The organism is Halomonas sp. BC2, assembly GCF_002078115.1.
GTDB lineage: Bacteria > Pseudomonadota > Gammaproteobacteria > Pseudomonadales > Halomonadaceae > Vreelandella > Vreelandella stevensii.
In genome coordinates this window covers 77,661-87,390 of sequence record NZ_LFGT01000008.1, presented here as the reverse complement: position 1 = coordinate 87,390, position 9,730 = coordinate 77,661, and the positions used below count along the sequence as shown (strand labels likewise).

Here is a 9,730-nt window from a genome sequence, read left to right as displayed (position 1 = left end):
AGCGTGGCATGAATGGCTGCCTGATGGAGCAGATGGTCGGCCCCTGACGCCCGAGAGATGCTCTCCTGGGTGAGCACGTCGCAGCGGGGGGCAACGAGCGCCAGATCCGCCAGGCCCATGTTGTGCATGGCGCGCGCCACGCCGCCAATATTGCCAGGATGGCTGGTGCCAATAAGAACGATTCGAATGCGGTCAAGCATGATAAGCCCGGTTCACGACGTAAAAGGCGCAGTTTAGCACGAGTCGATGGCATGCCCGAGGGGCCTCTGATAGAATTGCCCGCCATTAAGGTGTCCTGCGCCTGCCCCGTTCTTTAACATCACTGTGACAAGGCCCGATCATGAATCCAATGGTCCAATTTACGCTGCGCGCTGCGCGTAGCGCGGTTGAACATTTTCTGCGTGTCCGTGAGCGTATCGAAAACGCCCACGAAGAATTCAATCTTGACCGCCTGCTTGAAGATACGGCCCGCAAGGCCGAAGCCACCATCGTTCAGCAACTGCAGCGCGGCTATCCGCAGCATGGCTTCTCCGGCCGCTACACCCCCCATCAGGCGGGTAAAGGCGAAGGCGAAGAGATCGTTTGGAAGATCGAACCCCTTCACGGCTACTCCAATCTGGCCGTGGCAGGCAAGGGCTTTGCACTCTCAGTGGTGTGTCTCATCAAGGGTCGCCCCGAACACGCGGTGGTGGTCTCTCCCTTTGGCGATGACGAATACATCGCCAGCCGTGGCCGTGGTGCCCAGCACAACGACAAACGTATGCGCGTGAGCAAGCCCGCGGCCATTCCTGGTACCCGCATGGCCATGAGCCTGCCGGAAGCCTGGCTGCGCCCCAGCCATCTGCCTGCCTACCTGACCGTGGCGCAGCAACTGGCCCCCCAGGTGGAAACCCTGGTCGCCACCGGCTCTGGCCTGCTGGACATTTGCGAACTGGCCGCTGGCCGCGTCGACAGCGTGTTCGTCCTGGGCCTGGAAGAGCAGGACATGCAGGTCGGTACGCTGCTGCTGAAAGAAGCCGGCGCGCTGATGGGCACGCCCGACGGCCAGCCCACCGTCACCGCAGAAGGCCAACTGATGGCCGCTGGCCCGCGCCTTTATAAAGCACTGATCAAACAGCTGGCGCCGCATTTCTGAGCGTGATGTCAGTTCCCTGGTGATATGAAAAAGGCCTTGTCGCTTACGCGACAAGGCCTTTTGCTGAAGGGAGCCTTCGTGCCTTACGGCAGCTCTTCTTCCTCTTCATCGCTCTCTTTCCTGGTCGGGATCAGGTCTTCCCGAGAGAGCTTGAGCGGGATCAGCAGGGCGCCAGAGATGTAGATGGAGGAGAAGGTACCCACACCCACGCCTATCAGCAAAGCGATAGCGAAGTTTTCGATCATGTCGCCGCCCAGCAGCAGCAAGGCCAGCAGCACCAGGATGGTGGTGCCGGACGTTGCCAGCGTACGCGAGAGCGTGGCATTGATCGCTTCGTTGATGATTTGCCCCATGTTGTCGATCCGCGACGTGCGAATGGACTCGCGGATACGGTCGTACACCACGATGGTATCGTTGAGGGAGTAGCCGATGACCGCGAGCAGGGCCGCCAGTACCGTCAGGTTGAAGTCGAGCTGGAACAGCGCGAAGACACCCACCACGATGATCACGTCGTGCATCAGCGCCAGCAGAGCGCCGATGGCGAACTTGTACTGAAAGCGCAAGGCCACGTAGACCATCACGACGCCGAGGGCCACCAGCATGCCCATGCCGCTCTGGTCGCGCAGTTGCTCACCTACCTGAGCACCCACGAACTCCGCGCGCACCAGATTGACGTCAGCGCCATCGGCGCGCAGCAGCCCGACGATTTCGCTGCCGATGTCGGGGTCAAAGGCCTGCTGCAGGCGAATCAGAATTTCGGTGGAAGCACCGAAGGTTTGTACGGACACATCCTGAAAGCCGCTGTTTTCCAGCAGTTGGCGGATGGCATCCAGTGACGGTGCGGCACCGTAACGTACTTCGACCAGGGTGCCGCCCGTAAAGTCCAGCCCCAGGTTGAGCTGCTGAAAAACGATGGCACCGATAGAGACGATCAGCATCACCGCCGAGACGATGAACGCAAGGTTGCGTCGTCCCATGAAGTCGATGCGTAGCTGCGATAGGGGTTTCATTACCACCTCTTCAATTCTGTGCGGAGCGCGTATGTCTGCTTCACGAGATCAGATCCAGAGCTTCTTGACGGGCTTGCTGCCATAGGTGAGGTTGACCATGGCTCGTGTGACCATCAAGGCCGTGAACATGGAGGTCAAGATACCGATGGAGAGCGTTACCGCGAAGCCTTTTACCGGGCCAGTACCAATCGAGAACAGGATGATGGCGACCAGCAGGGTGGTGATGTTGGCATCCACGATCGAGGTGAAGGCACGCTCGTAACCCGCATGAATGGCTTGTTGAATCGACAGACCGTTGCGCAACTCTTCGCGTATACGTTCGAAGATCAGTACGTTGGCATCTACCGCCATACCCAGGGTCAGCACGATACCGGCAATGCCCGGCAGGGTGAGGGTGGCCCCCAGCATCGACATCACGGCAATCAGCAGGGTCAGGTTGAGCGCCAGCGCCACGTTGGCAAATACGCCGAACACCTTGTAGCGCACCAGCATGAACATCACCACCAGCAACAGGCCAATCTGGACCGAGAGCAGGCCGCGTTCGATGTTCTCCTGACCCAGGCTCGGGCCGATGGTGCGTTCCTGCACGAAGTAGATGGGCGCTGCCAGAGAGCCTGAGCGCAGCAGCAGGGCCAGTTCGGCAGCTTCGGTGGGCGAGTCGAGCCCGGTAATGCGGAAGCTGTTGCCCAGAGCGCTTTGGATGGTCGCCAGGCTGATCAAGCCGCGCTCCGTGTAGGGCTCGCGAATGATGGTCTGCTCGCCAGTCTCCGGGTCGGTCTCGACGCGGTCTTCGCTCTTGTGCTCGATGAACAGCACCGCCATGTTGCGCCCGATGTTGGTGCGCGTGGCGCGGTTCATCAGCGTACCGCCGGTGCCATCCAGGTTGATGTTGACCTGTGGGCGGCCATTTTCATCGAAGCTGTGGCTAGCGCTGGAAACGCTGTCACCGGTAATGATCACGTCCCGCATCAGGTCTGCAGAACGGCCGCTGTCGTTACGGAAGTCGAAGCGCTCGGTTTCCATGTCGGGCGTGTCGTTACGCGCTTCCAGGCGGAACTCCAGGTTGGCCGTGGCGCCGACGATGCGCTTGGCTGCCACCGTGTCCTGAATGCCGGGCAGCTCGACCACGATCTGGCTGGGGCCCTGGCGCTGTACCATTGGCTCGGCTACGCCCAGCTCGTCGACACGGTTACGCAGGGTGGTCAGGTTCTGGTTGACCGCATAGTCCTGAATCTCGCTGACCGTTGCGTCGCTGAGTGACATGACCAGACGGGAGGCTCGGCCATCGCCCTGGTTGCTGTAATCGAAGTTGGGGAAGTCGCGGCTGATCAATCGGCGCGCAGCGTCGCGATCTTCGCTGCTGGCAAAATCGATGGACAGCGAACGCTCGGCGATCTCCGTATTGCGGTAACGGATGCGCTCGCCACGCAGCAGTTCACGGATGGCGCTGGCATTGACTTCCAGGCGCTGGGTCAGGGCTGCTTCCATGTCGACTTCCAGCAGGAAGTGAACGCCGCCGCGCAAGTCCAGACCCAGCGTCATGGGTGTGGCGGAGAAGGCCTGCAGCCAACCAGGCGTGGCTTCCGCCAGGTTCAAGGCAACGGTGGCGCCGCTACCCAGCACGTCGGCCGCGATATCCCGCGCATTCAGCTGGTCATCGTTGCTCTGCAAGCGAATCAACCACTGCCCGTCGACCTCTTCCACGGCCTTGATGGCAATGTCGTTGTCGGTCAGCGCTTGTTCGACGCGATTGATTTGCCGCTCATCGAGCATGTTGCCTTGGGCATCGCTCACCTGAATGGCGGGATCGGCGGGAAATAGATTGGGAAGCGAATAGATAAGGCCAACCACCAGGACGACCAGTATCAGCAGATACTTCCACAGGGGGTAACGGTTGAGCATGCAAGCCCTGCCTTCAATTACAAACGGAATCGCTGTGCACAGACAAGCTGTGCACAGCAACGTTCACCATCGACGCTACCATGTCACCCCTGCCGGGGTGGCTGGCACGGAGTCGGCAGGGGGAGGTGCGAGCGTTAGATGGACTTAATGGTGCCCTTGGGCAGTACGGCAGCCACGGCATTCTTCTGCACGTTGACTTCGGTACCTTCCGATACTTCCAGGGTCAGGAACTCATCGCTGACTTTGGTCACGCGGCCTACCAGGCCACCACCGATGACCACTTCATCACCCTTGGCCAGGCTGGAGACCAGCTGACGGTGCTGCTTGGCACGTTTTGCCTGGGGGCGCCACAGCAGGAAGTAGAAAATCAGCACAAAGCCGACGAGCATGACGATTTGCGCAATACCACCGCCAGCGGCGGCTTCCTGGGCATGGGCTGGTGAGATGAAGAAATCCAGCATTGCAGAGAACTCCTGAGTTAGAACAATGGGTGAACCGGTTGACGCCACTCAGCATGGCCGGTGGCGGTTAGTTATCAGGTTTCAGGTCCCGCAAGGGGAGGCACCGGCAAGCCGCGCCGTGCATAGAAGCCTTCCACAAAGGTCGTCAATGTACCCGCTTCGATTGCCGCGCGCAAATCAGCCATGACGCGCTGGTAGTAGCGCAAGTTATGGATGGTGTTGAGCATCGAACCGAGCATTTCGTTGCAGCGGTCCAGGTGGTGCAGGTAGCCACGGGAAAAATGCTGGCAGGTGTAGCAGTCGCACTCTTCATCCAGTGGACGCGTGTCGAAGCGGTGCTTGGCATTGCGGATCTTGACGATGCCGTCCGAGGTGAACAGGTGCCCGTTACGCGCATTGCGGGTCGGCATGACGCAGTCGAACATGTCTACGCCGCGGCGCACGCCCTCGACCAGATCCTCGGGTTTGCCGACCCCCATCAGGTAACGCGGGGTGTCGTCGGGCATCCAGGTGGGCAGGTAGTCGAGGACCTTGATCATCTCTTCCTTGGGCTCACCCACCGACAGGCCGCCGATGGCCAGGCCGTCGAAGCCAATGTCCAGCAGCCCCTTGAGCGAGCGTTCGCGCAGTTCGGGGTACATGCCGCCCTGAATGATGCCGAACAGTGCCGAAGGCGAGTCACCGTGAGCCGTGCGTGAGCGCTTGGCCCAGCGCAGCGACAGCTCCATCGACTTCTCGGCCTCTTCGAAAGTGGCTGGGTAGGGGGTGCACTCATCGAAGATCATCACCACGTCAGAGCCCAGCGAGCGCTGCACGGCCATGGACTCTTCCGGCCCCATGAACACTTTGCTGCCGTCCACCGGCGAGCGGAAGTGCACGCCTTGCTCGGTGATCTTGCGCATCTCGCCCAGCGAGAAGACCTGAAAGCCGCCTGAGTCGGTGAGGATCGGCTTGTCCCATTGGGCGAAGTCGTGCAAGTCGCCGTGGGCTTCGATGACATCGGTGCCCGGGCGCAGCCAGAGGTGGAAGGTGTTGCCCAGGATGATTTCCGCGCCAATCTCTTTCACCGACTCGGGCGTCATGCCCTTGACGGTGCCGTAGGTACCCACCGGCATGAAGGCTGGCGTCTCTACCGTTCCCCGTGGGAAGTGAAGGCGGCCCCGGCGCGCACGGCCGTCTTCCGCAAGGCGCTCAAAGCGCATAAAGCATTCGTTTCGCATCACAGTCGCTCGTTGATCTATCGGGTGGCACAGCGCTAGCGGGTGAGCAGCATGGCATCGCCATAGCTGAAGAAGGCGTAGCGCTCTTCTACCGCCGTGCGGTAGGCGTGCATGATGTGGTCATAGCCTGCAAAGGACGACACCAGCATCAGCAGCGTCGACTCGGGCAGGTGAAAGTTGGTGATCAGTGCATTGACACAGCGCCACTGGTAGCCAGGGTAGATAAAGATATCGGTATCGCCGCTGAACGGGGCGATCTTACCGTCGCTGCTTTTCATGCAGGCACTCTCCAGGCAGCGCACGCTGGTGGTGCCTACCGCTACCACGCGCTTGCCGGCCGCCAGGGTATCACGCACCTGCTGGCAGGTGGCTTCGGTGACCTCGATCCACTCGCTGTGCATGTGGTGTTCGAGGATGTTGTCGACGCGCACGGGCTGAAAGGTGCCTGCGCCCACATGCAGGGTCACGAAGGCACTTTGAATGCCTTTTTCGGCCAGTGCATCCAGCAGCGGCTGATCGAAGTGCAGCCCCGCCGTAGGAGCGGCCACGGCCCCATCGCGGCGCGCATACACGGTCTGATAGCGTTCACGGTCGCTCAGCTCGTCTTCCCGAGTGATGTAGGGCGGCAGCGGCATATGGCCGTGCTGCTCCAGCAGAGCAATCATCGGCGTATCGCCCAGAAAGCGCAGCTCGAACAGCGCATCGCGGCGGCCTTCCACCACGGCATGAATGTCGCCTTCGAAGATCAGCTCGGTGCCCGGCTTGGGCGACTTGCTGGAACGCAGATGGGCAAGCCCACGGTGGCTGTCCAGCGGGCGCTCCAGCAGCATCTCGACTTTTCCGCCACTGGCCTTGTGGCCGTGCAGGCGTGCCGGTATCACTCGGGTGTCGTTGAATACCAGCAGGTCACCTGGCTCCAGCAGCTCCAGCAGATCGGGAAAGCGACGATGCGCCAGCGCACCGCTCTGGCCATCCACACATAGCAAGCGGCAATCGCTGCGCTGCTCGGACGGATAGCGAGCAATCAGCTCATCGGGTAGCTCGAAATGGAAATCTGCTCGCTGCATGGGGAAGTGCTCTTTCGGTGGTCAAACAAGCCGCCTAGGATAGCGCTTTAGGCGTATAAAGTCAGTCGATGTGATTGACCTTGCAGGTTAACTCCGTATAATGCGCCTCCTATGCCGGTGTGGCGGAATTGGTAGACGCAGCGGATTCAAAATCCGCCGCCTTTACGGGTGTGCCAGTTCGAGTCTGGCCACCGGCACCAAACATGAAGGGCCTGACGTTCAACGTCAGGCCCTTTTTGGTTTGGTACGCGGCTTGCAGCTGAAATTTAATTTTATGCATAGGGCAACTCGTCAGCTCTTTATGGTAAATATATTGTTTTGAAACGTTAGAAACCATCATAGGGCAGAGTAATAGCCCCCAATGTCGCGGGAGACAACCCCATGGGCGTGACCTATCACGAAAGCAATGCACGCATGAGCCAAGTGGCCATTCATAACGGAACCGTCTACCTCGCGGGCCAAGTGCCAGCCGATGCCACGGTGGGCATGCGTGGCCAAACCGAGCAGGTGCTGGCGCGTATCGATGAGCTGCTGGCGCAGGCGGGCACTTCCAAAGAGCACCTGATCTCTGCGCAGGTATGGGTCACCGACATGGCCGAGTTCGCGGAAATGAACGAAGCGTGGGAAGCCTGGGTAGTACCGGGTCGTCCGCCGGTGCGCGCTGCGCTGGAAGCCAAGCTGGCCAAGCCCGAGTGGAAAGTGGAAATCATGGTCATCGCGGCACTGCCCGACGCCTGATCGGTTGCTTCAAGGCTGTCACGAGGGGGCGTTAACCGAGCGTTAACGCTCCCTCGATTTTTATTTCGTGATCGTTTTATAGTGGAGCTTCCTTCTCACACTTCCCGAACGGTACGGTCATGGTCCAGTTCGAGCTGCATAGCCGCAATCTGGCGCAAGAGCAGGTGGCGCACACCCACGATTTTCACCAGTTGATACTGGCCACGTGTGGCGTGACGGAACTGTCCATGGAAGGCCAGGGGGAGCGGGTGACCGCTCGCCGTGGCTGCTTGATCCCTTCGTCACGCCATCACGAGTATCAGGGCGATGGCAGCAACCGTACCTTGGTGCTGGATATCCCCGTGCAGCACCTGGCCACGCTGGAAAAGGGCAGTGAGATCGAGCGGCTATTCGATAAACCGCGCTTCTTTACCGTTCCCCCCGCTTTGAACCAGCTCACCCATGCGCTGGCCCATCAGTTGGATCAGTGTCCAGCCCTGCAAAACGAAATTGCCGCGCTGTTACTGCGGGCGCTCTACATGTACCTGCAGGATGCACCGCTCCAGACGGCAGCCCAAATGGGCGCGCGCTGCATCAGTGAGCGGCTGGACCTGGAGCGCCTGGATGCCTGGCTCGATCAGCACCTGGCCGATGACATTCGTGTCGAGCAGATGGCCGCACTATGCGCCTTGAGTCCCGGCCACTTTCATAGCTGCTTTCGTGAGCTGACCGGGGTGACGCCGCTGGCCTATGTGCAGCGCAGGCGGCTGGAGCATGCACGTACCCTGGTGCGGCATAGCGCCATGAGCCTTGGCCATATCGCCATGTTGGTGGGTTTTCGCGACCAGGGCAGCTTTTCCCGCGCCTACCGTCGTTACTTCGACATTTCCCCTTCGTCGGATCGCTAGCGTCTGAAACCGCTGCCTACCTGACTTACGGGCAAACTTGCCAGAGTCTCGGGCAAGCAACCGCTGCTGCATCGTCGTAGTCTCAAGAGAAGTTCGATGACGCTGGAGAGCGCTGATGCTACCACCCTCGTTTTATCCCCATGCCCACACGCACGCGGTGGCCTTTGCTACCCATCGGGTCATTGTGCAAGGCCTCGTCTATCACCTGCAGGGGGAGTGGGCATGAAGGTCATTTCTGCCAAGGAAGTCGAGCAGTTTCTAGCCTGGCCAGGCTTGATCGAGCGCCTGCACCACACCTTCGTGAACGGGGTGGAGTCGCCACCGCGCCACCATCACGCCATGCATCGGCCGGATGGCGAAGCCACCATGCTGCTGATGCCCGCCTGGGAAGCCGCAGGCTATATCGGGGTGAAGATGGTCAACGTGTTTCCGCAAAATGCCGAACACGGCCTGCCGGCCATTTCCGGCCTTTACCTGCTCAGCGAAGGCCAACACGGCCAGCCGCTGGCGTGCATCGATGGCAGCGAACTGACCCGCCGCCGCACCGCCGCTGCTTCTGCGCTGGCGGCTCATGTGCTGGCCAGGGAAGACGCCGAAACGCTGCTGGTGGTGGGTACCGGCAAGCTGGCCCCCATGGTGATCGAAGCCCACGCAAGCGTCAGGCCCATCAAGCGCGTGCTGGTCTGGGGGCGTAACCCCCACAAGGCAGCCGCCATTGCCGAAGAGTATGCAGACCGCTTCGATACCCAGGTCGTCGACACCTTGGCCACCGCCGTGGCAGAGGCCGACATCGTCAGCTGCGTGACGCTCTCCACCCAGCCCATCATCCGGGGCGAGTGGCTGACGCTAGGCACGCACCTGGACCTGATTGGCGCTTTTCGTCCACAAATGCGCGAAACCGATGCCGATTGCCTGCGCCGTGCCCAGGTATTCGTGGATACCTACGCGGGGGCACAAGGCGAGGCGGGGGACATCCTGCAGGCCATCGAAGAAGGTGCCTTCCAGTTCGAGGAGATCCAGGCGGAGCTGGCCGACGTCTTGCGTGGCGAGAAGCCCGGGCGCACCAGCCCGCAGGCCATCACGCTGTTCAAGTCGGTGGGCGCCTCTCTGGAAGATTTAGCCGCGGCGATCGAGCTCTGGGAGTCGTTACCCGCTACGCTGAAGTAGCGCTTGCTAGCTCCAAATGGCCAAAGGACGGTGACCATGAAGTGTTTTTTATCATCCTGATCAGGCGCTGCATGCGCCGCCCACTTTCCTGCTGCGTGGCCAGCCGGCGCCTTCCCCGGAAGGGCCGGTGCGGGCCGAGCTGC

Annotated in this window: 10 protein-coding genes and 1 tRNA gene; 5 read left to right on the top strand and 6 right to left on the bottom strand. The window is 60.8% G+C overall.

All coding sequences use genetic code 11. The annotated features are described in order from the left end of the window. On the bottom strand, nt 1-200 hold a 200-nt coding region (locus tag B7L71_RS05730; RefSeq protein ID WP_283160402.1), incomplete at its 3' end, for a TrmH family RNA methyltransferase. A gap of 140 nt (nt 201-340) precedes the next feature. On the opposite strand from B7L71_RS05730, the gene B7L71_RS05725 reads away from it, so the two are divergent. Then, nucleotides 341-1,135, top strand: a complete 795-nt coding sequence (locus tag B7L71_RS05725) for an inositol monophosphatase family protein (protein WP_081136572.1) — start codon at nt 341-343, stop codon at nt 1,133-1,135. Between the two features lie 83 nt (nt 1,136-1,218). On the opposite strand, the gene secF is transcribed toward B7L71_RS05725, so the two are convergent. The 5 genes from secF to queA form a co-directional block, all read right to left on the bottom strand. Then, the gene (secF, locus tag B7L71_RS05720) at nt 1,219-2,145 is read right to left on the bottom strand and encodes a protein translocase subunit SecF (protein WP_081136570.1); all 927 of its coding nucleotides are present in this window, start codon (nt 2,143-2,145) and stop codon (nt 1,219-1,221) included. Between the two features lie 48 nt (nt 2,146-2,193). Continuing rightward, the gene (secD, locus tag B7L71_RS05715; RefSeq protein WP_081136568.1) at nt 2,194-4,047 is read right to left on the bottom strand and encodes a protein translocase subunit SecD; all 1,854 of its coding nucleotides are present in this window, start codon (nt 4,045-4,047) and stop codon (nt 2,194-2,196) included. Between the two features lie 134 nt (nt 4,048-4,181). Then, a complete protein-coding gene (gene yajC / locus B7L71_RS05710; protein ID WP_016914910.1) occupies nt 4,182-4,508 on the bottom strand; it encodes a preprotein translocase subunit YajC in 327 nt (108 codons plus the stop codon). A 74-nt stretch (nt 4,509-4,582) separates the two neighbouring features. Next, the gene (gene tgt / locus B7L71_RS05705; RefSeq protein ID WP_139788520.1) at nt 4,583-5,710 is read right to left on the bottom strand and encodes a tRNA guanosine(34) transglycosylase Tgt; all 1,128 of its coding nucleotides are present in this window, start codon (nt 5,708-5,710) and stop codon (nt 4,583-4,585) included. 53 nt (nt 5,711-5,763) lie between these two features. Then, nucleotides 5,764-6,795, bottom strand: a complete 1,032-nt coding sequence (gene queA / locus B7L71_RS05700) for a tRNA preQ1(34) S-adenosylmethionine ribosyltransferase-isomerase QueA (protein WP_081136564.1) — start codon at nt 6,793-6,795, stop codon at nt 5,764-5,766. Nucleotides 6,796-6,908: 113 nt separating this feature from the next. Between queA and B7L71_RS05695 the strand changes: the two genes are divergently transcribed. From B7L71_RS05695 to B7L71_RS05680, 4 genes are all read left to right on the top strand, one after another. Then, nucleotides 6,909-6,995, top strand: a tRNA-Leu gene (locus B7L71_RS05695). Between the two features lie 181 nt (nt 6,996-7,176). After that, complete coding sequence (locus B7L71_RS05690) at nt 7,177-7,533, top strand: RidA family protein (protein ID WP_016914906.1); 357 nt, start codon at nt 7,177-7,179, stop codon at nt 7,531-7,533. Between the two features lie 119 nt (nt 7,534-7,652). Then, complete coding sequence (locus B7L71_RS05685; protein ID WP_016914905.1) at nt 7,653-8,420, top strand: helix-turn-helix transcriptional regulator; 768 nt, start codon at nt 7,653-7,655, stop codon at nt 8,418-8,420. Between the two features lie 222 nt (nt 8,421-8,642). Beyond that, the gene (locus B7L71_RS05680; RefSeq protein WP_081136562.1) at nt 8,643-9,587 is read left to right on the top strand and encodes an ornithine cyclodeaminase family protein; all 945 of its coding nucleotides are present in this window, start codon (nt 8,643-8,645) and stop codon (nt 9,585-9,587) included. Nucleotides 9,588-9,730 lie beyond the last annotated feature (143 nt).